This window comes from Deltaproteobacteria bacterium HGW-Deltaproteobacteria-18, assembly GCA_002841885.1.
Classification (GTDB): domain Bacteria; phylum Desulfobacterota; class Desulfovibrionia; order Desulfovibrionales; family Desulfomicrobiaceae; genus Desulfomicrobium.
Window position 1 is genome coordinate 1 of record PHBE01000018.1, and the last position, 25045, is coordinate 25045.

Consider the following 25045-nt stretch of genomic DNA (forward strand, 5'->3'; position numbering starts at 1 on the left):
CGGGAGCAGCAATCCGGATAATCCGATTCCGGTTGGTGGCACCTACCAGCTGCAGGTCTCCCTTACCGACGCCATCATGGGCGGCGGAGACGGTGACGGCATCCGTGCTTTGACCACGGATTTTTCCGACTATTTCGACTTCAGCTTTGGCGCGGATGGTCCTGACGGCGAAGGTGTCAATTACGCGTTGTCCCTGGGTGGCGAAAGCATCGAGTCCGGCATTTATGCCCTGGGCGAGAACGGCCAGCCCGGAGAACAGATCATGCTTAGCCTGGGCGAAGACGGATCCATCATCGGCACGACCGAAGGATCTGAGCCGTTCTTCAGAATCAGCGTGGACGCGGAGAGCGGAAAAGTCACCTTTGTGCAGTACCAGAATGTCTTCCATTCCGATGCCACTGATCATGACGATGCGGTTTCCATGACGCTTCTGGAAGGCAGCATCCTGCTGACCGCGACCGCGACGGACGGTGACGGCGATACCGCCTCGGCCTCTCTTGATTTGAGTTCCGGCATTTTTGCGATTGAAGACGATGGTCCCTCCGTAGTCGGCGAGCCGATGTCTGTGACCATCGACGAAGCGAACATCAACACAGATTACTCCGTCGGGACAGATCCGGGCAACGGACCGGCCCTGATTTCCGGCAGTCTGGCCGCTCTTGTGGATTTCGGCACCGACGGTCAGGGGCACTTTGCCTTTACGGACGACGCCATTGAACAGCTTGACGCCCTGGGGCTTGCATCAAAGCAGTCTTTCTTTGGCCTTCGGTCTGTTTCTCTGGAGTACTCGGTTGCTGAGGATGGGGACTTTCTTGTCCTGAGCGCAACCGAGCCGGATATCAATCCCTGGTCTGGCGATACCAGTAATCCTGTCTTCGAACTGCGGCTCAACACGGAGACCGGGCAGTACGAATTCCGCCTTTATGACGAATTGGTTCATACAGGAGATCAGGGCAACGTAATCGGCATCGACTTTGGCTCCATGATTCAAGCCGTTGATGCGGATGGTGACTCGGTTGTTCTTGAAGATGTTTTCACCATCAATATTCAAGATGACGAACCCATCGCAAATGATGACTCCCGCACAATCAATGAAGACACGTATGGTTGGATCGTTGGGAACGTAACTTCAAACGATGTCAACGGTGCCGACGAAAGCCTGGATTTCAAAAACTGGGACAGCCCTGACGCTCAATATGGAACATTCAGAGGCTACTCAAACGGAACCTATTCATACAATCTGAATAACGAATTGGCACAGCAACTGGATGATGGCGAGACCTGGACGGAAACTTTCGACTACAGCATTCGGGACACCGACGGCGATATATCCACCGCGACTCTGACCATCACCATCGAAGGCAGAAATGATCGCCCGACCATCTCCGTCAAGACGGGCAACCGTTGGAACGCGGATGACATCGTCGACGAGGCCGCCATGCCCAGTGGTTCCGATCCGGACTCCGACGCCGAGTACGCATATGGCACGTTCAAGGTGGCCGACCCCGATGGGCTGGATGACATCAAGAGCGTGACCATTAACGGCGAGACGTTCCTGATTGCCGAGCTGGTGGGCAAGGAAGTGGCTGGTGACAGCGGAACCCTGACCATCATGAGCTACAACGGTGCAACGGGAGTGGCCGAATACAAGTATGTGCTGGAGGCCGCGACCACAGATGTGCCCCACAGGCTTGAGGTCGACAAGTTCACGCTGACGACTTCCGATGGGGATTTGTCCTCCGCACAGGCCTACATCAATATCGTGATCGACGACGATCAGCCCATCGCGCGTAACGATGTTGATAATGTGGAACTCATTGATTCTGATAGCGGAGCCGAGCGCGTAGCCGCAGGCAACGTCCTGACCGGCGAGCATACCGAGTCGGGGTCTGCTGGTGCGGATACGCCTGGCGCTGACCAGCCTGCCCATGTGACCAAGATCGGTTTCGACGCGGACGGAAATGGCCACTTCAGTTATTCCGAGGTGAAGGCTGTCGGTGATTCCGGCACGACCATCGACGGTAAGTACGGCACGCTGTCCATTAATCCGGACGGCAGCTACGAGTACACGGTTGATCCCGAGAAATTGCCCGGAGCGACTACCCTGACTCCGGAGAGTGAAGGCTGGGATGTCGAGACCAAGGCCTTCCAGCTTGATGAATCCTTTTTCGACGCGACCGGAAAGTATTCCGGCACCGGAAGCGGCGGTGTCACCAGCGGGGGCAACTTCCCAGCCAATGGAGTGGACAGCGATAATGACAACACGCTCTCCGTGCCGTCCCAACTCAACTACGCAGGAAGCTTGAGTGAAGCCCTGGCCTTTGAGTTTGGTGGGCCGGTATCGGCTGCGACAGTCACGGTCTCCAATCTCTACCAGAATGAGAACGGCGGTGAAGCGCTCCGTTGGCACGCCTTCGATGCCGATGGCGTGCGGATCGCATCCGGTATCATCAGCAACAACGCTGACGGCGTGTATGCCGATACCACTGATGTGGCGTGGGCTAGCAACAACGTCGGCACCTTCACCGTGGCGGATATCGGCACGTTCACGACCATCGTTATCGAGGCGCTGCCCTACAGCGGTGACGGTTCTGCCCAGAACGACGATTCCGACTTCTTCGCGACGGTAGTCTCATACGATGCCTTGCCTGAAGGCGGCACGGAGTATCAGGATGTCTTCAAGTATGAACTCACTGATGCAGATGGGGACCATTCATACGCAACCCTGACCATCAACGGCGTCGAGTCCAATCCGGACGGGGACTTTGTCAACCAGGCGCCCGTGGCCGAGGACAACCACTACACGCTCGAAGGCGCATCCATCACCGGCAACATCATCACCGACGATGACGACGGTGCGGGCGCAGCCAGCGGTCGTGACTGGGACGCGGACACACCGGTGGCCAACCTCTCGGTGCATTCGATCTCCTGGACCGAGGGTGGCGAACCACAGTCGCTGGACCTGAACGGAACGCAGCAGATTGTCAATTTGCAGTACGGCACGCTGACCATCAATCCTGACGGCAGCTACACGTACGATCTCAACGAGGGAAGCAACGGCGAAACCGACAGTTTCACCTACACGCTGGAAGATGTGCATGGTGAAGTCAGCGGTTCTGCGGAAGTGACTTTTACCATGCCGGACAGTGTTCCCACCGCTTACGATAATTATGCGGTTGCCGAGGAAGGAAGCGTATCTCCTGTCAACCTCGTTGTAGTGCTTGATACTTCCGGAAGCATGTTCCAGTCTGGATCAGGTGGCGTTGTTGCTCTTCCAGGAGGAGGCTCGACCACCCGCTTGGCGCTGGCCAAGGATGCCCTGGACAATTTGTACGAAACATACGGCGATAACCTTCAGAACGTTATGTTCGTGACGTTTGATACGGATGCCATAATTTGGAAGGCAACGAGCGATGGCTCAGGAGGCTGGACATTTGCTGGAACGAACGTGGCTGTCGGCGCGCTTGATGCTGACGGGGCACAAGTCCTCACGGCAGGTGATTTCTGGATGTCTGCAGACGCGGCCGCGTCGGCTTTGGAGTCCTCCACGATTGACAGCACCAAAGGTGGTTCGACGGATTATGATGATGCCTTGGCTGCAGTGGTCGGAGGACTTGATGGCACAAGTTCTCCAGGAGGTTTGCCAACTTACGTGTATTTCATTTCAGACGGCAACCCCAATGACGGCCCCATCGATGCCACGGAACGCGGTCATTGGGTAAACTTTGTCAATCAGCTGCCGCTCAATATTCAGGAAGTCTACTCTGTTGGTATCGGCGGCGACGTGGATGCCGTCGAGCTGGGTACGGTTGCATGGTCAAGTACCCCGGGTCAGGACAATGTGCTCGAGGTTGACGATGCAATGGATCTGCCCGCAGCACTGGAAGGCACAGTGGATATCCAGTCCGGCAATGTCATTACTGATACCAGTATTGATGGCACTGACGATCCGGGCTCAGACGGATGGGGCACCCCTGTGTTGCTTTCTGTTGAATACGGCGCGACAGTGTTTGCCTTCAGTGCAAGCGTGACCACTCATAGCATTGACACTGCTGCGGGAACTGTCGTCATCAGGAGCGACGGTTCCTACGACTTCACTCCGCTCGCCGACGTGAAGGACGATGTCTCCGATATGATCAAGTATACGGTTCAGGATGGAGATGGTTCGACGGCTAACGCTTATCTGCATCTGATGACTACGGATGCCAGTGAAGTGGTGGCTGTAAACGACACGAATACCGTGGACACCGGGCATTGGGTGCTTGACGGGACCAAGACTATATATGTGGAAGGCTCGAATCTTGTGTCTGGAAATAATTGGAGCGAGATTGAAAACGATGCTCGCTGGATTGGAGAGGGAACTAACGATCCCGCTTCCCGAGACTATAGTTTTAGCGTTGCTGCGGCCAGCTCAACAGTGCCTGCGCTGATTCGTTTCCAGGTTGATGACAGTGAATATGACAATGCCAACGACCATTGGACTGCGGAGATTTTCCGTGCAGATGGTACTCCGACAGGTATCACGTTGACAGGCTATAACCAGACAGGAAACAGCTATCATCAGCTTGAGATCCCTGAAGCGGGTAATTATTATATCAAGTTTACTGCAGAAGTCCAAAGCTCCAAGAATACGTCCTCAAATGCGGTGGCATGGCGTATCGATAACGTACAGATACAGCAGCCGATTATTCAGACCACACAGAACCCGGTCGAAGTCAACCAATTGGCTTGGGTGGCAGGAATGATCACTGGTAATATTCTGAGTGACGGTGCGGATCTGCTTGGTTCCGAAGGCGCTGAGATTATCGGTGCCAAGGTGGGTGACAGTGATGTTGATGGCTCCCCGATCCCCTTGGATTCTCCGGTTGTTCCGGATGCCCATGGTGTCATCAGCCTCGCGGGTGATCACGGCAGCCTGACGCTGTACACGGTAGATTACGACGGCCATTATGCCGGAGACTACCTCTACCAGGCAGACACGGATGCCATGTCCGGCAATGTCGATATGTTTACGTATCAGGTTATGCAGCCCGACGGTGATTTCGACACCGCCACGTTGACGATAACTGTCCAGGATCACTCCTACGATGCCTCATTTATCACCGATAATGCTGTTGGTCTTGACCAAGATCCCGCAAGCGGCGTGATTGTCGGCACAGACGACGATGATGTCCTCATCGGTGGCGACGGCAACGATGTTCTGACTGGAGGAGCCGGTAATGACATCATGGTCGGCGGTGATGGCCAGGATACATTCAAGTACGGGTTGGAAGATCTTGATGGCGGTGTCGACCAGATTCTCGACTTCAAGCTGGGTGCCGATGGTGATGAGCTCGATCTGAGTGGCATCTTTGGCGGACAGACCGTGCATGATCTGCAAACAGGTGGTTTCCTGAATGTGACTCAAAACACAGCAGGGGTCCTCGATGTGCATCTTGATCTTGATGGCAACGCGATGACGACCAACGACTCGGTTCATATCTCGGTGACCGTCACCGGGGATACGGGAGTCGATGCGGTCGACACAATGCTCACACAGCATATCACAACGGAAATCTAATGGTTGGTTGAAGGGAAAGGGAGTTTAACTCCCTTTCCCTTTCTTTATAAATACGTTGAATGTGAAAAAATCGCTTTGTGGGAATATTTGTGACAAACTCCGTAAATGCCTTTAGCCCCAACCAACACTCCCAAATCGGCCACTTCTGGTCCGAGCCGGAATCGGCGGATTTCCTGCGGGTTGTGGAATTCGCGGGTTTTGACGTGCCCGAGGATGGGCTGGTTCTGGCTCCGCCTTTCGGGGGGGAACTGACGGTCTGGCCCGATGGGCAGTACTCCTTTGTCTGCCCCGTGTCCGGGGACGGCGGGATGTCCGTGGTGGCCACGCATTACAGTTATATTGTCGAAACCATGGACGGCAGCGTTTCCTTTGGCTCCTTCGCCCTGGGCGAACAGGCTCCGGAAGAAACCATGCCCGATTTTCAGCCCTGGTCCCTGGATGACATACTGGCCCTGGAGGACGTTGTCGGCTTGTCCGCCCATAGCTCCGTGGCCGAGCTTTCCTGCTTTGACGCGGGAGCGCAGGTCGGAACTGGTCTGGATTTGAGCGTATGCGCGGGTGATTTGACCCTCGACATCCTTGAACATGCGATCAAGACGTCATGTGAATCATAGGTTTGTCCTACGTTGCGAGTAAGACGTAAGTTTAAAAAAAAAGGGAGTGCAAAACTCCCTTTTTACGTTTACAAGCCCTATTGCTATCGTTACATGAAAGCAAATTATGTTCGTGTTTTACCCCCCAGCAAGGAGAGGAAAGTTATGAATGCAAAAAGAATCGGCATTTCGCTAGTCTTGTCCATGATGTTGTCGGCCGGCATCGCGGTGGCCGAAGACGACATCACCCTCCAGAAAAGTGTCATTGACACCCTGCGCTATGCCCCGCGCCTGGAAATGATCAAGCACAACCGCGAAGCAGTGGGCCATGACTTGGACAAGTCCAAGGGGCGCTGGTATCCCAAGCTCGATGTCCGTGGCGGGTATGGTTCGGATTCCTACAATTCGAAACTCAACAGCGATACTGACGGTGATTGGGATTCCCGTGGCGAGCTGTCCGCGATCCTGAGCCAGCGTCTTTATGACGGTGGCGAGGCGTCCAGTCAGATCCGCCTGGATGAAAGACGCGCCGCTTCCCTGGACTATCGCGTTTTCGACAACGCCGAATCCCTGGCCCTGGATGCCGTCATCGCCAACATGGAAGTTTACCGTCAGCGCGAACTGCTCTTCCTGGCTGAAGAGAACGCCAAGGCCCACCGTGATATCCTGTCTTCCCTCAAGGAACGCGAGCAGGCCGGTGCAGGCAGCGTAGCCGACGTGACCCAGACCCAGGCCCGCCTGTCCATGGCCCAGGCCTCCATCGAGAAGACCCGTTCCGCCCTGCAGGCGGCCCTGAACGAATATCAGCGTCTGACCGGCGTCCTGCCCGGCAAGATCGCCATGACGCCCTATCCGCAGAATCTCATCCCCACTTCCCTGGATGAAATGACTGCCCAGGCCGTCGGCAACAATCCCAAGATCAACGCCGCAGGGGAAGACGTCAACGCCGAGGTCGAACGTATCAACATCGCCAAGGCAAATTATCATCCCTACGTGTATGCCGAACTGTCCAGTTCCTATTCGGACGGTGTCGAAAATCAGGACTACTGGGAGCGCACCGATGCCGCCATGGTCCGCTTCAACTGGAATCTTTTCAACGGCGGTTCCGACGTGGCTGGCCACAAGGCCACCAAGGCCCGCAAGCGCCAGGCCGAAGCCGACAAGTACGACCTGACCCTCGCCGTCGAGAGCGAGACCAAGACCACCTGGGCGCAGTACATGTCATCCCTGAACGAAGTGAAGGAATACACCGCTGCCGTGCAGTACAATCGCGACACCAAGGAAATCTATCTGGAGCAGTTCGGCGTGGCACAGCGCAGCTTGCTTGACGTGCTCGATTCCGAGAACGAAGTGTTCCAGTCTTCCAGCCAGCTGGTCACCTCCAGTGTGAACGAGCAGATCGCGGCCTACAAGCTCATGGCCCTGTCCGGCAACCTGATCACCGCCCTTGGCGTTGATCCGGCTCTCTACAAGGATCCTGCGGCGCAGGCTGAATAATTCTGCTTCGTTCGAAGCGAAGGTGCTCTTCGCCTCGGCCAGATTCTCGACCCTTGCCGGAACGCTCCGGCAAGGGTTTTTTTGTTCCCGCATAAAATCTCATGGACAGTGTTACCTGCCCACGCTAGGTAGCGGATGGCTGGTTGGCGGAAAGAGAAATTGTCTGCCGTGGCAAGGGAACTTTTTTTTAAATGCATTTTAAGGAGCAGAAATGCTTGCAGATTTCGGTAAAAGATTGGTCCTTGGTCTGATTGCCGCCGCGTGCGTGGTGGGAGTGCATGCGGCCATGGTTTTTTCCTCGGTGGGATGATGCCGCCGCGAAGGGCCTGATCCCGGGCCACTGGCTGAGACAACCTGCGTTACCAGAACGCCTCTGACGACCCTGTGCTTTTGCGCGGGGTCTTTGTTTTCAGGACGGATCGCGCAAAGAGATTCTCCTGATGGCGGCCCCGCCTTTTCTCGGTGTCATCCCCGTGCAGCAGGGGGCTCCATGGTTCCCGGACCGTTCAAAGGTGCTTCGCGATATCTCGCATGGCGACAAAAAAAACGTGACGGCAGGGCGATGCCCTGCCGTCACGTTAGAGGGGAGGTTGATCGAGGAAAAACGTTTCTATAGCGCCATGCCTATCTGATAAATCGTCACCGACACCCCGTAGGCGAGGACAGTATTGAAACCCACTGAAAAGGCGGCCCATTTCCAGCCGATCTCCCGGCCGATGACGGCCACGGTCACGAAGCAGGGTGCGTAGAGCAGCACGAAGGCGATGAGGCTGACCGCCACCCATACGTTCCAGGCCGGATCGGTGCGCAGCTTTTCGGACAGGCCTGTGCTCTCCTCGGGATCAACTTCGCCTAACGAGTAGGCCGTGCCGAGGCTTGAGACAATGACTTCCTTGGCCGCGAAGCCTCCCAGCAGGGCGATGTTGGTGCGCCAGTCGAACCCGGCGGGCCTGGAAATCGGCTCCAGCGCCGTGCCGATCATTCCGGCCAGCGAGGAGCGCAGTGCGTCCTGGGCTTCAGCGTTGTCGATGACCGCCAAGGCTTCTTCCATGGCGGCGTCGTTATTCCAGGACATGGCTTCGACGGCGGCGCGTTCATTCGCAAAGCGTGCGTTCTGTTCTTCGGTCGGACCGGGGAAGGTCATGGCCGCCCAGAGCAGGATTGAAATGGCCAGGATCACGGTGCCGGCCTTCTTGATATACTGCCAGACTCGCTCCCAGGTGTGTAGGCACATGCCTTTCAGGGTGGGCATGCGGTACGGAGGCAGCTCCATGACAAACGGCGTAGCTTCGCCCTTGATGACGGTCGAGCGCAGGATGCGGGCCGACACAAGGGCCATGACCCAGCCGCCGAGGGTGATCCAGAACAGTGCGCTGGCGCCGGCTCCCGGGAAAAATGCGGCGGCCAGAAGGAGGAAGACGGGCACCTTGGCTCCGCAGCTTAAAAAAGGCGCGGTCAGGACCGTGGCGATCTTTTCCTTGGGACTGCGCAGCGTGCGGGCCGCCATTACGCCGGGCACGGCGCAGCCGCCGGGGATGCCGCCGGAGATGATGAAAGGCATGACCGAGCAGCCGTGCAGTCCGAAGATGCGGAAGACGCGGTCGAGCATGTAGGCCATGCGCGCCATGTAGCCTGAATCCTCCAGAAAGGAGAGGAAGAAGAACATGATCATGATCAGCGGCGTGAAGCCGAGCACGCCGCCCACGCCGTCAATGATGCCGGACACGATGAGCGAGCTGAGCAGGCCCTCGGGCAAAATGGCTGCGGCCGTCTCGCTCAGCCAGCCGAACAGGGCCTCGACCCAGCCCATGGGCACTTCGCCCAGAGTGAAGGTCAGCTCGAACATCAGATAGATGATGGCGAACATGAGCAACGGTCCGGCCAGACGATTGGTCAGCACGGTGTCCAGCTTGTCCGTGATGTCGAAGCGGGCCTCGATTGTGGGCCGTGTGACCACCCCGTCTTTCATGAGCCCGGTGATGAACCCGTAGCGGTAGTCGGCGATGAGGCACTCGGGTTCCGTGTTCAGGGTTTTGCGGCAATGCTCGGCCAGGGTAGCGGTCAGTTCAAGCAGGCGGGAATGAACGTCCGGGGAGGATGCTCCCAGCGCCAAAACTTCGGCATCGTTTTCCAGATATTTCAGGCCGAGCCAGCGGGAAGGGTAGCGGCCCTCGAGAAAATTCGAGGATTCGATCAATTCCTGCATGGCATCAAGGGTCTCGTCGAGGTCGTGTCCATAGGAGATGCGGAGCTCCCGGCGCACGGGGCGGCGTTCGAGCATGGCCTTGCGCGCTTCCTGCAGAAGATTGTCGCGGCCTTCGCCCGTTCTTGCCACCATTTCGAGAATAGGGCTGTCCAGAAGTTTTGAGAGGCGCCCCGTGTCGATGCTGACGCCTTTGCGTCGCACCTCGTCCATCATGTTCAGCGCCACGATGACAGGTGTGCCAAGCTCCAGGATTTGCAGCACAAGGTAGAGAGAACGTTCCAGATTGGTCGCATCCAGCACCGTCACCACGGCGTCGGGATTTTTTTCGATCAGGAAATTGCGCGCAACCAGCTCATCCTGAGTGTAGGCGGTCAGGGAATAGGTTCCAGGCAGATCGACAACTGTAATGTCGAGCTCTTCGATCTTGAGGCGGCCTTCGCGTTTTTCGACGGTAATGCCGGGATAGTTTCCCACATGCTGCCGTGCGCCGGTCAGGTTGTTGAACAGGGTCGTCTTTCCGGAGTTGGGGTTGCCCATCAGGGCCATGGTGGCGTTCATCTGCAGTCTGCTCCGCTATTGCTTACGTTGACCATGATAAGGTCAGCTTCATTGTTGCGCAGGGTCAGGGTGAAATCTCGCAGGCGCAGGGCTACCGGGTCCTTGAGCGGGGCGCGTCCCCTGATGGTGACCTGTGTGCCGGGCACGAGCCCCATGTCGCGAATGCGCCGGCCAAGCTCGCCTGAAGCGCTGATGGAATCGATGATGCCGGATTGATTTGCCTGCATGGATCTGAGGGTGATGGGTGAATGCATGTGGGCTCCAAGTTAGTTGCGTCTAATAATGTGGATAAAAAAAATACCTCTGAACAGAGGGACGTTGACAAGCGTTGGGGCTTCCGGTCAGTCTTTTTTGGAACAACAGTCCTGCTTGGGCTTTGGTTCGATTGTATTCGAGCAGCCTGAACAGCCGCAGCACGGGTTGTCTTTCTTGAATTGGCGGCGCAGGAGATAGATGGCCGCGACGGCTATTATGCCGAGGGTGATGAGCAGGTCAAAATTCATATCGTCTCCAAGTCGTGTATGTAGTGATTAATTAATTATGCGGGCGGATGACCAAAGTCAATAAAAAAGTTAGCCGCGATGAATTAATGTTCGCAAATGGATGGGGGGAATATGTATACGTAGGGGCAGACCTGCGTGTCTGCCCTATCCCATGATGCAGGGGCGTCCACAGGGGCAATGACGGTCACGGGGGGCCGGGCGGTCACATGGGGAGGGCGGCCACGCAGGGCCGCCCCTACGAATGGTCAGGCGTAATCGCGATGAATGCGGCCCTGGTCGTGACAATTGCACGTAGGGGCAGACCTGCGTGTCTGCCCTATCCCATGATGCAGGGGGCGACCACAGGGGCAATGACGGTCACGGGGGGGGCAGGGCCGGTCACATGGGGAGGGCGGCCACGCAGGGCCGCCCCTACGGATGGTCAGGCGTAATCGCGATGAATGCGGCCCCGGTCGTGACAATTGCACGTAAGGGCAGACCTGCGTGTCTGCCCTATCCCATGATGCAGGGGCGTCCACAGGGGCAATGACGGTCACGGGGGGGGGCCAGGGCCGGTCACATGGGGAGGGCGGCCACGCAGGGCCGCCCCTACGGTTTGATGTACGCGCAGCCCTGCTGCTGCAGTTTGATGAGGGCGACCACGCCGGCCGGGACGGTTTCGCAACCGGGGCAGAGGTCCTCTTCGAGGATTTCGAAGGCGCGCAGGGCGTTCTGGCACACGAAGACCGTTACTTCGGACTGGATCAGGTTCTTGATGCGCGTCAGGAATTCGTCTTCGCCGTTTTTGCGGAAAAATTTGACTGCAGGTCCGTTGACCAGAAGATTGATGCGTGCTCCCGGCTTGGCGGCGCGCAGGTTTTCCATGTTGGTCAGGGCGATGCGCAGAATCTTTTCTTCGTCCAGGTCCAGGTGAAAGACGACCTTCATCGAGATCTCCTCGGTTGATATTGAAAATTGTTTGGATACAGGCGCGTTACGATCTGTTGCCCATGTTGCGATTGCTCATGTTGTCCCTGTGCGTCGTGGAGTAAAACGGGGACAGCCCTTCAGGCAAGAGCATGTTTTCACCCCTGCGCAAGGCGTCGAGATAGTCGATGGTGCTGGTCAGAATTTCCTTTCCGCCCATGGGGCCGTGGGATGGAATGATCCTGCACGCTCCCGTGTGCCTGCGCCAGTGCAGAAGCTCCTCTATCCACGCATCGAGGTTGCAGTCTGCGGGAACGCAGGGCAGGGGCAACTCCACTGCGTCCCCGGCCAGCAGGAGCTGCATCTCGGGTATGAAGGCGACGAGAGTGTCCGGGGTGTGCCCGGGCAGGGAATGCAGCTGGACCGTCAGGCCGCCGAGGTCAAGTTCGAGGCGGTTTTCGAAGGTTATGTGCGGAGGGATGAGCCTGACTTCATCCCATTTGCCCGGTTCCCGGGCCTGCATGTCGGCCAGGGTCTGCCGGACCTCGATCTTGAAGCGCCGGGCGCATGCCGAATGGCCGATGACAATGGGATCGTCCAGGGCCGTCGTGCCTTGCACGTGGTCCCAGTCGGCGTGGCTGTACACGGCGAGACACTGTTGCCCGGAGCAGATTTGGGCGAAGCGGGTCATGTCTTGCGGTCTGGTCAAGGTGTCCCAGATCAGGCAGAATCGGGCTCCCCGGATCAGGACGCTGCGGACCGAAAACTCCCCTGCGTCAACTTCGTGAATCGCGCTGAAATGGCTCATGGCGGTCGCTTACGGTGTTTTTGACGGGCAGGGAAGAGAAAACATTGGATAAAGATATGCTTGAAATGGGGAGGCCCGATGCCCTTGAATAATGAAGATTCCGCCTGGGAAATTCTGCTCGGCCGGTTGCGTGAAATGGGGGCCCTCACCGTGGCCTGTTCCGGCGGCATTGACAGCCGCTTTCTGGCCCATGCCGGGCTGATGGCCGGAGTGTCGGTCGCTCTTGTGCATGTCTGTGGTCCGCATGTTGCCCCCGAAGAGTCCGAATACGCCCTCGCGTGGGCTGCGAGCAGGGGGCTGCCCGTGAGATTGCTGCGGCTTGATCCCCTGAACCTGCCCGAAGTTGCGGCCGGCTCGAAGGAGCGATGTTATGCCTGCAAGCGGTTTCTTTTTGGGCACATACTGACCGCCGCCACGGCGCCTGTCTGTGACGGCTCCAACGCCTCGGACGCGAGGACGTTTCGTCCCGGCAGGCGGGCATTGCTTGAGCTTGGCATCAGCTCCCCTCTGGCCGAAGCCGGGCTGACCAAGGACATGATACGCGCCCTGGCCAGGAAGACGGGACTTGCGCGGCCGGAGCAGCAGGCCCGCGCATGTCTGCTGACGCGTCTGCCCTATGGCCTGTCTCCAGATGCGCGCCTGCTTGAACGCCTGGCTGCTGGAGAGAGGGTAGTGGAAGAGGCTTTGCAAAGGGCCGGCCACGAAGAATTTCCCTTTCGGCTGCGTCTTGGCGAAGCTGGATGCCACGAACTGCATCTTGGCAATGAGATCCGTTCATCTCGAATGCTTCGCACATTGGAGAATGTGCTTCTTGCCGAGGGGTTTTCAAGCATCTCGGTGCGCTGCGTGTCCAAATTGAGCGGGTATTTCGACAGAATGGATGATAGACTCGAAACGCAATCCGTTCTTGCAGAGGAGCGTGCTGGGATGTTAGAGGGCGCTCAAGACGATTGATCAGGTCCTTTGCGTGCGCGTCATGGTGGCGCCGCGCTGTAATCCATGCTTGGAATGATCAATCGTCTTTTTTTATAGCCAGCGGGACCGCTTGAAGATCAGGAAGATGCCTGTTCCGGCCAGTGCGACAACCAGGCAGAAAGCGGCAAAACCCCACGGGCTTGCGGCTCCGGGGATGCCGCCCACATTGATGCCGAAAAGCCCCGTTAAAAATCCCAGGGGAAGAAAGATGACCGTCACCACAGAAAGCATGAACATGCGGCGGTTCAACTGCTCCGAGGCGTGGTTCACAAATTCTTCATGGGCCAGGGCCGCGCGTTCACGGACGGCGTCAAGGTCTTCTATGTGCCTGATGAGCTCGTCTGTGGTTTCGCGGATCCGGAAATGATCGTCCGGGCTCATCCATGGAACCTGCTCGGTGGTGAGACGTGACAGTGCTTCGCGCTGAGGCGCGAGATAACGGCGCAGCGCAATGGCCTGCCTGCGAAGATCCGCCAGGCTTTCGCGGGCCAACGCCCCCTGATGATCCACGATATTCTCTTCCACATCGGCCATCTTGTCTTCCAATGCTTCGATGACCTCTCCGATGCTGTCCGTCATGAGCTTGAGGAGCACCGCCAGGAATTCCCCGCTGCTGCGTGGACCTTGGCCCGTTTCGAGCATGTTCTGGACAGCCTGCACGGATCTGAGCCGGCGCTTGCGTGTGGAGATGATCCGGCCCTCCTGGATCCACAGCCTTATGGAGACCATGTCCTCGGGTTCGGCGCCGGGATTGAGGTTCACTCCACGCAACGTCAGGAGCAGCCCTTGGCCGTGATGAAGCACGCGAGGCCTTGTTTCCTCATCGAGCAGAGACTCGGCCACCGGAATGCTCAGCAATTCGGATCGCAGCAGCCAGTCCCGGGCTTCAGCATCGGCATAGTTCAGGTGGATCCATGCGAGCCCGCTGTCTCGCGGCACGTCCTGTCCCGGCAACCAGTCCTGAATCGCTCCATGTCCCCGCCCGTCAAGAAGCCAGAAGGCGTTCTGGGACAATGAGTCTGGAGTAGTCATTTCATGCGCTCCGTTGTCACATTGCATTGAATTCATAGGTTTTGAATGGTCAAAAACGTCTAGTTCCAGGGAGACTTGCAGGACAAGGGAATGCAGTCGGTGCGAATCCAGCGGTCCCGGCCTTCCTGCTTGGCCTGGTAGAGGCCTTGGTCTGCAGCCTGGATGAGGTCTGCGGGGATGCAGCCGTGGATCGGGACCACCGTGCTCACTCCAAGGCTGACGGTGACAACGTGCTGGACCGGCGAGTCCAGATGTTCAATCGCAAGCTCCGCCACGGTCCGGCGCATGCTCTCCGCCACCAGTTGCGCCCCTTCGGCGCTGGTGCCCGGCAGGATGGCAGCGAACTCCTCGCCGCCATAGCGTGCGACCATGTCGGCGGGTCGCCGCATCATGCCCGCCAGGGCCGAGGCAACACGGCACAGGCAGCAGTCTCCGGTCAGATGGCCGTAGCGGTCGTTGAAAAGCTTGAAATGATCCACATCCAGGATGATCAGGGAGAGAGGAGCTTTTTCGCGCGCCATGCGATTCCACTCCAGGTTGAGTATCTCGTCGAATTGACGACGGTTGGGGATGCCGGTCAGCCCGTCAAGGGACGACAGGAGCTGCAGCTGGCGGTTTTTTTCCTCCAGCTCGGCCTGCAGCAGATTGAGTTCGGCGATTCTGGCGTCAAGCTCCCTCGTCTTGCGTTGCAGGGCATGACGTTGACGGTGGATTTCCAGAAATATCCGGACCTTGCAGAAGAGCATCTGCGGGTCCAGCGGCTTGAACAGATAGTCCACGGCACCGGAATCGTAGCCGCGGAAAATGTGCTGGTGCTCGGTATGGCTGGCGGTGACAAAGATGATGGGAATGTGCCGGGTGCGCTTGTTTCCGCGCATCAGTTCCGCCGTCTCGAAACCGTCCATGTCCGGCATCTGCACGTCCAGCAGCACCAGGGCGAAATCGTGGTCCAGCAGGCGGGCCAGGGCTTCCTGTCCGGAACCCGCGCGTACAATGTTCAGCTCCGGGTTTTCAAGGAGATGTTCCAGGGTCAACAGGTTTTCCGGGCGATCGTCCACGATCAGGATGTCAATCGGTGTTGGCATGGCTCGGTCCAATCAGTTTGTTCAAAAAAGGGGCGATATCGCTCAAAGGCAATACATGGTCCACCTCGGTGGACTCCAGGGCGGCCCTTGGCATGGTGTCTGCGAGGGCCGATTCCGGGGACTGCACGATGGTCAGCCCCCTTCTGCGCTTGATGCGGGCCAGACCTTTGGCTCCGTCCTGGTTGGCTCCGGTCAGAACCACTCCGACGAGCGCGGCTCCGAAGGCGTCGGAAGCGGTCTCGAAGAGAACATCCACCGAAGGCCTTGAGAAATTCACTTTCGGGTCCACGCTCAAGGTAAGGCTTCCGTCCGGTTCCACCAGCAGATGGTAATCAGGCGGAGCCACGTACGCCACGCCCGCCTGCAGAAGCTCCTTGTCCTCCGCTTCCTTGACCTTGAGCCCGCTCACCTCGTTCAGTCGTTCCGGAAGATAGGAATCCGCATGTGGCGAAAGGTGCTGCACGATGAGGACTGGCACGGCGAGGTCCTTGCGCAGTCCCGGGACAAGAATTTTGAGAGCTTCGAGGCCCCCGGAGGAAACCCCGACAACAACTGCCTTGAATTCCTTTTTCATACGTCCCTGCGCTTGCGGTATATCTTTTCCTTTTCCCGCACGACTTCGAATTTGTCCGCATGTTTGGAAAATTTGAGGCTCTCCTTGCTCCCAAGACACAAAAAACCCCCAGGGCACAGACTGTCGACAAAAAGTCCCACCACCCGGTCCTGCAACTCGCGATTGAAGTAGATGAGGACGTTGCGGCAGACTATCAGGTGCATTTCACCGAAAACTCCATCCGTGACCAGGTTGTGCTCGGAAAAGAAAATCCGGTCTTTTAAAAACGGACACAGCACCGCCCGCTCGTCATTGGCCGCATAGTAGTCGGCAAACGAGTTTTCCCCGCCCGCCTGCTGGTATTTGGTCGTATAGTCCTTGAGCTGCGCCAGCGGAAAGGCGGCTTCTTTAGCCTGTTCCAGAATGGCGCGGTTGAAATCGGTGGCGTAGATCTGTCCTCGCTCGCGCATCCGGGCCTCGTGCAGCAGGATGGCCATGGAGTACACTTCCTGCCCGGCGGAACAGCCCGCATGCCAGATCCTGAAGGACGGGTAGGTGCCGAGCATGGGCAGGATCTCGTTTCTGAGCGCCTTGTAGAACGGCGGGTCCCTGAACATCTCCGAGACGTTGATGGACAGGTCCTTCAAGAAAATCAGGAACATCTTTTCGTCGTGCAGGACCGCGTGCTGCAACTGCGAGATGGAAGCCAGTCCTGAAAGGCTCAGTCTGTACTCGGCCCGGCGCTTGAGGTGGGCCATGGAGTAGTTGCGGAAGTCGTACCCGTATTTGAGGTAGATGGCTTCCAGCAGCAGACGCAGTTCGATGCGCTCGGTCTCGGGCTGGACGTTCACTTGCGGTACAACCAGACGCGCAGCAGCGAGAGCAGCTTGTTCATGTCCACGGGTTTGGCCAGATAGTCGTTGGCTCCGGCCTCGATGCAGGCGCTCTTGTCTCCCTTCATGGCCTTGGCGGTCAGTGCGATGATGGGCAGGTCTTTGAGTTTGGAATCCTTGCGGATCTCCCGCATGGCTTCATAGCCGTCCATGACCGGCATCATGATGTCCATGAGCACCAGATCGATCTCGGGATTTTCGTGCAGCCTGGTCAGGCTCTCGCTGCCGTCCCGGGCCACCACGACCTGCATTCCTTTTTCCTCAAGGACGCTGGTCAGTGCAAAAATGTTGCGCATGTCGTCATCGACCACGAGGACGGTGCGTCCGTCGAGTACGGATTCCGGCTCCGCGTCCGTCTGGAGCATGCGCTGCTTTTCCTGGGGCAGATTTGCCTGGACCCGGTGCAGGAAGAGCGTCGTCTCCTCCAGCAGGCGTTCCGGGGAGCGTGCGCCCTTGACGATGATGCTCTCCGCGTACTGCGAGAGTCTGCGCTCCTCATCGTCGTTCAAGTCCCGGCCCGTGTAGACGACCACAGGCAGGGCGGAGGGCTTGGGGCCGGAGCGAAGTGTTCGCAGCACCTCAAAGCCGGACATGTCGTTAAGTCCAAGATCCAGGATCATGCAGTCGAAATTCTGGGATTTGAGCAGCTCCAGCGCCTGGGCTCCTGACGCAGCGGTCACGGTCTCTACGTCGCCGTTGCCGATCAGCGCGCGAATGGACTCCCGTTGCAGATCGTCGTCGTCAACCACGAGCAGCCTGCGCGTGGGCTTCCTGATAAAGGAGTCAATTCTTTCGAAAAGACGTCTCAGTTCGTCGAGTTCCACGGGCTTGGTCAGGAAGGCCAGGGCACCCATGCGCATGGCTTCCAGGTTGCGGTCTTCCGCCGAGATGAAAGACAGGGGGATGTGCCGCGTTCTGGGGTCAGTTTTAAGCCGCTCCATGACGGTCCAGCCATTCATGCCTGGCAGGACATTGTCGAGGATGATGGCGCTTGGGGCATGAAAGTCCGCAAAGTGCAGACCGGTTTCGCCGTCGGCCGCCAAGAGGGCCTTGAACCCCATGTCTCGCGCCAGGTCTCGCAGGATGCGGGCAAAATTCTGATCATCTTCGATGATCAGCAAGGACTTGTCGCCAGGTTTCAGGTTGGCGCGATCGTCCTGCAGATAGGGGGAAGGTGTGTCGGGCTCCGGCTTTGCAGCCAGGGGCTGCTCCGTTTTCTGTTCGGGCGCAAACTCCCTGCGGCGGATTTCGTCCACGGAGGGGCTTGCGCTGTGGCGTAGAGGCAGGATCAGACTGAAGGTCGAGCCTTGCCCTTCCCGGCTGTGCAGGCGGATTTCTCCTCCCAGAAGTTTGGTCAGTTCCCGGGAAATGGACAGCCCAAGGCCCGTACCGCCGTACTTGCGGCTGGTGCTGCCGTCGGCCTGGCGGAAGGCCTCGAAGATCGTGGCCTGTTTGTCCTCGGGGATGCCGATGCCCATGTCCGTGACCGCGATGCAGATCGCCTCTTCGGCAGAGGGGATGCTTTCGGGCAGAGAGACTTCCGGACCGGGGCGGGAAATGGACAGGGTCACGCTGCCGTGCTCCGTGAACTTGAAGGCATTCGACAGGAGATTGCGCAGGACTTGCTGCAACCGGTGCGTATCGGTGAGTATGGACTCGGGCAGGTCCTGGTCCTGTTCAACCGCAAAGGACACGCCTTTCTCCACCGCGACACCCTTGAAGACCCGTTGCAGGTCCGAGATCATGGCTGACAGCGGCATCTCTTCCAGATGAAGCTCGACCTTGCCTGCTTCGACCTTGGACAGGTCGAGAATTTCGTTGATGAGGCGCAAGAGGTCAGCGCCCGAAGAGTTGATGGCCGAAGCCGCTTCCGTCTGTTTCGTGGAAAGATTGCCTTCCTTGTTGTGTGCCAGCAGCTGGGACAGGATGAGGATGGAGTTGAGCGGTGTGCGCAGCTCGTGGGACATGTTGGCCAGGAATTCGGACTTGTACCTGCTCGCGCTCTCCAGTTCCTGCGCCTTGAGTTTGAGTTGTTCCTGTGCGCGCAGAAGTTCCTTGTTCTTGCGGCGGATTGCGCTTTTTTGGTCCTCAAGCTCCATGGCCCGCTCGCCAAGCTTGTCGTTAACGGAGCGCAACTCGCCCTGCTGGTCCTGCAGCCGGCGCTCGGATTCCTTGAGGGCGCGGGTCTGTTCGGCAAGCTCCTCGTTGGTGACCTGCAGCTCTTCCTGTTGGGCTTGCAGCTCGCTCTGGGACTCTTTGAGCATGTTGGTCTGCTCTTCGAGTTCCTCGTTGGCCACCCGCAACATCTCCTGCTGTTCCTGCGCCTGCCTCAAGAGGCCCGCAATCACACCGCGCGAGGTGGCCATGTTGAACAGAACAGCCGTATTCTTGGCGATGTCGGTTATGAACTGTCTGTGCAGGGGCGAAAACGCGTATTCCCGGCCGATGAGGAACGCGCCGAGCAGTTCCTTGCCCATGAACACGGGCGCGGCCAGGAAATGAGTGGGGACTGTTTCGCCGGGACCGAAATGAAAATGCGGCGCGCCCTCTTCGACCCGTTCGAAGGTGAGGATTTCTCCTTCCAGGGCGGCCTGGCCGACCAGCCCTTCGCCCACGCGCAGCCTGGTGAACTGGCCCTGTCGGTTGGTGAAGGCGTAGGACGCGGTCAGTACCAGTTCGCCGTCGTCATGCAGAAAAAAGAGCCCGATCTGGCTGTCCAGATGCTTGCAAAGAAAAGAGATGAAGAGCCGGGCCAGCTCCTGCGGGCTGTGTTCACCGCGCAGGGTGTCGTCGAGCCCGGTTTTGCCCTGGTTGAGCCAGTCCATCTCGCGCAGGTTGCGGGCCATGCTGTTCAGGGCCTTGGCCAGCATGCCCAGTTCGTCCTTTTGGCGCAGGTCCAGCCTGGCCTTGAGGTCTCCGGCGGAGATGGCCTCGGCGAAGCTTACACCTTGTTCCAGTGGCTGACTGATGCCCTTGGCCAGGCCATAGGCACCGGGCGCGATCATGAGGGCCAGCACTGCGCCGGTGACGCAGATGATCAGCAGGAAGGTCCAGATGGGGCGCAGAATTTCACCCTTGTCGATCTTTGAAATCAGAATCCAGTTGGTGCCCAGCACGTCCAGCGTGTTGAAGGCCACCAGCACCGTGGTGCCCGCGCTGTCCTCGTAGGTGCCGCCGCCCCCGTCGAAACCCTTGACCACGGCGTCATGCCAGTAGGCAGGGGTGCGGGGAAGGGTGTAGCCGATGACGTACAGGCCGTTGCCCATAGTTTTGATATCACTGCGCATTTCAAATTTTTTCTGGGATTCGAGCCAGCGCAGCAGATAGGATTCGCCCGATTTGCCCAGTCCCTGCCGGGAGGGCATTATCTGGTTGATGAATTCCCCCGAGACGCGCGTGGCGATGACTCCGGCCACTCCGCCCTGCAGGTCGAGGACCGGATAGCCGACGAAGGCGGCCTGGCTTCCACCGTTGGGTTCATAGGCGCTGAAATCCTCGAAGGCCACGTCTCCGCTGCGCAGCACCCGCTCCCAGAGCCTGGCCAGCGCCGTGTGCCGGTAGCGTCCTGTGGCCAGGCTGGTGCCAAGCTCCTCGCCCTGACCGGCCGCGTACATGACATTGCCGCTGCTGCGGTCGATAAGGTAGAGGTCTTCAAAACCGTTGACGGCGATGTAACCCTTGAGTTGGGAATCATATCTGCCGTGAATTCTTTGATATTCGCTTGAGTCGATGGGGAAGGGCCGCGCCGGATCTTCTTCCCCAAGCGCGTTCAGGTCGTCCACGGCCTGCTGAGTCTGCCTCAGTCCGGCCAGGAGTTTGAGTCCGCTGATGCGTTCGGTCAGGGTGGTTTGCAGCTTGTCGCGCTTGATGGTCTGGATGCTGCCGAGTTGCTCGAAGGCCAGATCCAGGAGGGCGTTGGAGGCGGAGTAGCTGCCGATGAGGGCCACGATGCCCAGCGGAACGATTCCGGTCATGATGAACAGGAACAGGAGCTTGGGCTTCATGCGGATGTTGTCAAAAATCATGTTTCATCCTGGCGCTCTGAAGGGGATGCGTCCCGAAGGTCGCATATGAAAAGGGGCCATCGTAAAATAACTGATTGCGCTTACGTTAAATCGTCTTCAAGGGCAACGCGTGTGGCATGGATTTCAGGAACTTTTTTGAGCGGTTGCGTCTTTAACCCCAGGGTTGGACTTGCGTTTTGAGAGTGTCTGGCGTAGGGGATGCCATCGTTTTTGTGTCCCGGACATGGTGCCCGGGCGACATGCAAAGGAGATCACAGTGGATTCTGGCGACAGTTGCGGCCCTAGGCCCTGCTTCCGACATCGTAAACTTTTTCGTCGAGCTCCCCGTCCTCATCGCGCCTGACCAGGCCGCCTGACGGAGCCTCGGCGCTGCGGCAGGTGGATCATGCTTTCCCACACTTTTCGTTCCCGTGCGGTCTTTTGCCGCCGTTTTGTCCGCTCCGGACAGTTTTCCCGTGCCGCGGGTCGTTCCGCGGACCCGTACTCGTGATTCTGCAAATCGGTTTTGGGCCATGCCCGGGCTGCAAATGAACCCGGCGCATTTTTTTGCCTGTTCACACCATTTGAAGGACTCACGACATGATTACAATCCACAAGACCATTGACGGGATTCTGTCTCCACAGGAACACCTCGACTCCGACTGCTGGGTCAACCTGATCAACCCTTCCGAGGAAGAGTTGCAGCGCACGTCTATCCTGCTCGGCATTCCCCTCGACCATCTGACCGACCCCCTGGATGTCGACGAGCGCGCCCGCCTGGAGCTTGAGGACGGGGTGTTGCTGCTGGTCCTGCGCGTGCCCGTCGAGAATGTCTCCGACCACCGCATCCCCTATCTGACTCAGCCCATCGGCGTGATCATCACACCCACGGCCGTGGTCACGGTCTGCCGCTCTCCGCAGGATCTGGTCACCGGGATACTGAACGGGCGCACTCGCATCGTGGATACGGCGGACAGGATGCGTTTCGCCATTCACCTCATGCAGCGCACGTCCCTCATCTACCTGCGATTTCTCAAGGACATCATCAGGCGTTCGGACGTCATCGAGCACCGGCTGCAACAGTCCATGCGCAACGAGGAGCTCATCGAGCTGCTGGGTATCGAGAAGAGTCTGGTCTACTTCACGACCTCCCTCAAGGCCAACGACATCATCATGGACAAGGTCCTGCGCATGCGCACCATCCAGCTGACAGAGGATCAGTCCGACCTGCTGGAGGACGCCATCACCGAGAACCGGCAGGCCATCGACATGTCCAAGATCCACAGCGACATCCTGTCCGGGACCATGGACGCGTTCGCCTCCATCATCTCCAACAACATGAACATGGTCATGAAGTTTCTGACGGGCTTCACCATCATCCTCATGATCCCCAACATCATTTCGGGCGTTTATGGCATGAACATCGTGACGCCATTTCAGAGTTCGCCACATGCCTTCGCCATTGTTTCCGGGATCTCCGTCGGAGGTTGCCTGCTGGCCTGGCTTCTGCTGGCAAGGAAACGGTGGATGTAGTTTTTTTGCGAACGAGGGGAATGAAGGCGGACCGGATGCGGCCCGCCTTTTTCTGGTCTAGCGGTCGGCCCAGATCAGGCGCAGGCCGAGCAGCATAAGAACGGCTCCGGCGCTCTTGTGCAGCCAGGCCGAGAGGGATGGGCGTGCAGTCAGCCGGGAGTTGAGCACTCCCGCGCCAAGGGCCACCAGCCCGAAGCCGACCATGGTCAACACGACAAAGGTCAGGCCGAGGATCATCATCTGCATGGCCGGATGTCCTTGGGCGGGGCGCACGAACTGTGGGAAGAAGGCCAGGAAGAAGATCGCGACCTTGGGGTTGAGCAGGTTGGCGAGAATCGACTGGCGAAAGATGAGGCGGGCCGTCTTGTGTTCTCCTTGCGCGGAGATGGCGAGCTTCGGGTCCGCGGTCCAGAGTTTGTACCCGAGGTAGAGCAGGTAGATGCCGCCTGCGACCTTGACCAGGGTGAAGGCCATGGCCGACGAGGCCAGAATGGCCGAAATCCCGAAGACCGCAAGCAGGGTGTGCCCGATGTTGCCCAGGCTGAAGCCCATGGCCGCGGCCAGCGCAGCCGAGCGCCCCTGGGCCACGCCGCGCGTCAGTACGTATATGATGTCCGGGCCGGGCGTGAAGATGAGCAACAGTGAGCTCAGGCTGAAGACGAGAAGCTGGTCGATGCTGATCATGATTCCTCCGAGGTGATGACGCTTTCACGGTGGGTAATCGATGATCGGGTGATGGGCAAGGGCGGTTAGAGAATAAAAAGAGAGCCCCGCTGTCAGATCGCGACGGCGAGGCTCCTTGACGTTGTCAGGCTGTGTTTTCGGCTATTTGGCGAAGGTGCACTTGGGGTAGGTGCAGGTGTTGCACTGCAGGCAGACCCCGCCTTCGCCGATGCGGGCCAGGTCGCGGCGGGTGATGTTCACGCCGGCCAGCAGGCGGGGGAGGAGCACATCGAGGCTCGTGGTCTTGAAGAAGAGGGCGCAAGCGGGCACGCCCATGATCTGCACGCCGTCGATGCGGCCGATGAGCGTCATGGCTCCGGGCAGGATCGGCGCACCATGCAGGGCGTCGGTCATTCCGGCGTCCTCCAGCCCTTTGCGGGTCACGTCGTCGGGATCAACCGACAGCCCGGCCGTGGTCACGATGAGGTCGGCGCCAAGATCCAGCAGCTGCTTCACGCCATCGGCAATGGCCTCCCGGTCGTCAGGGGCGAATACCTCGCCCACCACCAGGGAGCCCAGCGCTTCAGCCTTGGCGCGGATGATGGGCGCGAACCTGTCTTCGATCAGGCCCTGAAAGACTTCCGTGCCCGTGACCAGCACGCCGATCTTGGCCCTGCGCAGCGGGGCGATGGACATGATCGGCCCGTCGCCCAAGGCGCTCAGGGCGCGGCTGAAGTTTTCACGGGTCAGAAAGAGCGGAATGGCGCGGGTGCCGCCCACCAGTCGGCCTTCTTCCACCAGGGCGCAGTGCTGGCGTGTGGCGCACATGACGTTGGGGGTCAGGTTGAAGCGCTCAAGAGCTTCGAGGTCGACCAACAGCAGGCCGGAGCGGGCCGCGTGGAAGTCGATCTTGCCTTCCCGTGGCTCTCCCGAACAGGCGATACCCTCGCCGGCCATGCGTCCGGCAAAGCTGATCGCCGCATCGTTCTCGTGCACGAACTCGCCTGCAGGCAGGCTCTCGTCCTGAACGTAGACGCTGTTACGGCCCATCTGCTGCAAGCGGCAGACATCACCAGCCGTGATGGTCTGTCCGGCCAGAAATTCCGCACCCTTGCTTTCGCCGGGTTTGATGAGGGTCATGTCGTGCAGGGCTTTGCGGCCCACGGCTTCGGCCACGGGCACGCGTGTGGGCATGCATTCCTTGGCTTCGGCCGAGCGGGTGTGTTCGTATGGGGCCTCTCCCTGGCAGCCGCGACAGATGGCTCCGTCGCTGATCGGGTAGGCTTCACGGCAGACAGGGCATGCCTCGATGCGGGTCATGTGGCTGTGGCCGAGCAGGCGCTTCTGCACCGTGACTTTTTCCAGTCGCAGAATGGTGTCCCCGGCGGTTTCGATTTCGAGGAACAGTTTTTCCGTGTCCTGATCCTTCTTGGGCACGAGCTTTAAAAACCAGCCCTGAATCTCGGGCCAGTCCTTGAGCTTGTCCAGGTCTACGCTGACGCGCACGCCTTCGCCGGTGTACTTGTCAAAAAGGGACACGGCGTAGCGGCCGAGGTTTATGATCTTCATCCAGCCGTTGCCGATGCTGCACAGGGTCAGGAGTTGCACCGCGTCGGGCAGGCATTTCTTGCTCTCGACCACGGCTTCGAAAAGGATGTTCGGCGGCAGCGCGGCCT

At 58.7% G+C, this 25045-nt stretch carries 17 protein-coding genes and 1 pseudogene (1 of these 18 cut by a window edge); 6 read left to right on the forward strand and 12 right to left on the reverse strand.

Annotation, left to right across the window (positions count from 1 at the left end):
• The 4 genes from CVU60_14710 to CVU60_14725 form a co-directional block, all read left to right on the forward strand.
• Positions 1–5560, forward strand: a 5560-nt coding sequence (locus tag CVU60_14710; protein PKN40591.1) for a hypothetical protein, incomplete at its 5' end; no start/stop codon positions are given.
• Positions 5561–5649: 89 nt separating this feature from the next.
• Positions 5650–6174 (forward strand): hypothetical protein, encoded by a 525-nt coding sequence (locus CVU60_14715; protein PKN40592.1) that lies wholly within the window; start codon positions 5650–5652, stop codon positions 6172–6174.
• 93 nt (positions 6175–6267) lie between these two features.
• The gene (locus CVU60_14720) at positions 6268–7650 is read left to right on the forward strand and encodes a channel protein TolC (protein PKN40593.1); all 1383 of its coding nucleotides are present in this window, start codon (positions 6268–6270) and stop codon (positions 7648–7650) included.
• 440 nt (positions 7651–8090) lie between these two features.
• Positions 8091–8282 (forward strand): hypothetical protein, encoded by a 192-nt coding sequence (locus CVU60_14725; GenBank protein PKN40594.1) that lies wholly within the window; start codon positions 8091–8093, stop codon positions 8280–8282.
• Here CVU60_14725 and feoB read toward each other — a convergent pair.
• From feoB to CVU60_14750, 5 genes are all read right to left on the reverse strand, one after another.
• A complete protein-coding gene (gene feoB, locus CVU60_14730; GenBank protein PKN40595.1) occupies positions 8261–10414 on the reverse strand; it encodes a ferrous iron transport protein B in 2154 nt (717 codons plus the stop codon). The two genes, CVU60_14725 and feoB, sit on opposite strands and share 22 nt — an antisense overlap.
• Complete coding sequence (locus tag CVU60_14735) at positions 10411–10668, reverse strand: iron transporter FeoA (protein ID PKN40596.1); 258 nt, start codon at positions 10666–10668, stop codon at positions 10411–10413. The genes feoB and CVU60_14735 overlap by 4 nt, the downstream gene beginning before the upstream one ends.
• An 87-nt stretch (positions 10669–10755) precedes the next feature.
• On the reverse strand, positions 10756–10917 hold the full coding sequence (locus CVU60_14740) for a FeoB-associated Cys-rich membrane protein (GenBank protein ID PKN40597.1): 162 nt from the start codon (positions 10915–10917) through the stop codon (positions 10756–10758).
• Between the two features lie 588 nt (positions 10918–11505).
• Positions 11506–11844, reverse strand: a complete 339-nt coding sequence (locus CVU60_14745; GenBank protein ID PKN40598.1) for a hypothetical protein — start codon at positions 11842–11844, stop codon at positions 11506–11508.
• Positions 11845–11890: 46 nt separating this feature from the next.
• Positions 11891–12631, reverse strand: a complete 741-nt coding sequence (locus tag CVU60_14750; GenBank protein PKN40599.1) for a hypothetical protein — start codon at positions 12629–12631, stop codon at positions 11891–11893.
• Positions 12632–12709: 78 nt separating this feature from the next.
• Here CVU60_14750 and CVU60_14755 point away from each other — a divergent pair, with 78 nt between their 5' ends.
• Positions 12710–13585, forward strand: a complete 876-nt coding sequence (locus CVU60_14755) for a hypothetical protein (GenBank protein PKN40600.1) — start codon at positions 12710–12712, stop codon at positions 13583–13585.
• A 72-nt stretch (positions 13586–13657) separates the two neighbouring features.
• Here CVU60_14755 and CVU60_14760 read toward each other — a convergent pair whose 3' ends face one another.
• From CVU60_14760 to CVU60_14780, 5 genes are read right to left on the reverse strand one after another with little or no spacing between them, the layout of a single operon-like run.
• Positions 13658–14674, reverse strand: a complete 1017-nt coding sequence (locus tag CVU60_14760; GenBank protein ID PKN40601.1) for a zinc transporter ZntB — start codon at positions 14672–14674, stop codon at positions 13658–13660.
• A gap of 23 nt (positions 14675–14697) precedes the next feature.
• Positions 14698–15723, reverse strand: coding sequence for a diguanylate cyclase response regulator (locus CVU60_14765; GenBank protein PKN40602.1), 1026 nt, complete (start codon positions 15721–15723; stop codon positions 14698–14700).
• Complete coding sequence (locus CVU60_14770; protein ID PKN40603.1) at positions 15707–16297, reverse strand: chemotaxis protein CheB; 591 nt, start codon at positions 16295–16297, stop codon at positions 15707–15709. Before CVU60_14770 ends, CVU60_14765 begins: the two co-directional genes overlap by 17 nt.
• A complete protein-coding gene (locus CVU60_14775; protein PKN40604.1) occupies positions 16294–17127 on the reverse strand; it encodes a chemotaxis protein CheR in 834 nt (277 codons plus the stop codon). The genes CVU60_14770 and CVU60_14775 overlap by 4 nt, the downstream gene beginning before the upstream one ends.
• The gene (locus CVU60_14780) at positions 17124–21194 is read right to left on the reverse strand and encodes a histidine kinase (GenBank protein ID PKN40605.1); all 4071 of its coding nucleotides are present in this window, start codon (positions 21192–21194) and stop codon (positions 17124–17126) included. Before CVU60_14780 ends, CVU60_14775 begins: the two co-directional genes overlap by 4 nt.
• A 579-nt stretch (positions 21195–21773) precedes the next feature.
• Here CVU60_14780 and CVU60_14785 point away from each other — a divergent pair.
• On the forward strand, positions 21774–22706 hold the full coding sequence (locus CVU60_14785) for a magnesium transporter CorA (protein PKN40606.1): 933 nt from the start codon (positions 21774–21776) through the stop codon (positions 22704–22706).
• 57 nt (positions 22707–22763) lie between these two features.
• On the opposite strand, the gene CVU60_14790 is transcribed toward CVU60_14785, so the two are convergent.
• Entirely contained in the window at positions 22764–23390 is a 627-nt protein-coding gene (locus tag CVU60_14790; GenBank protein ID PKN40607.1) for a lysine transporter LysE, read from the reverse strand.
• 141 nt (positions 23391–23531) lie between these two features.
• A pseudogene (locus CVU60_14795) lies at positions 23532–25045 on the reverse strand (trehalose-binding protein); it runs 113 nt beyond the window's last position.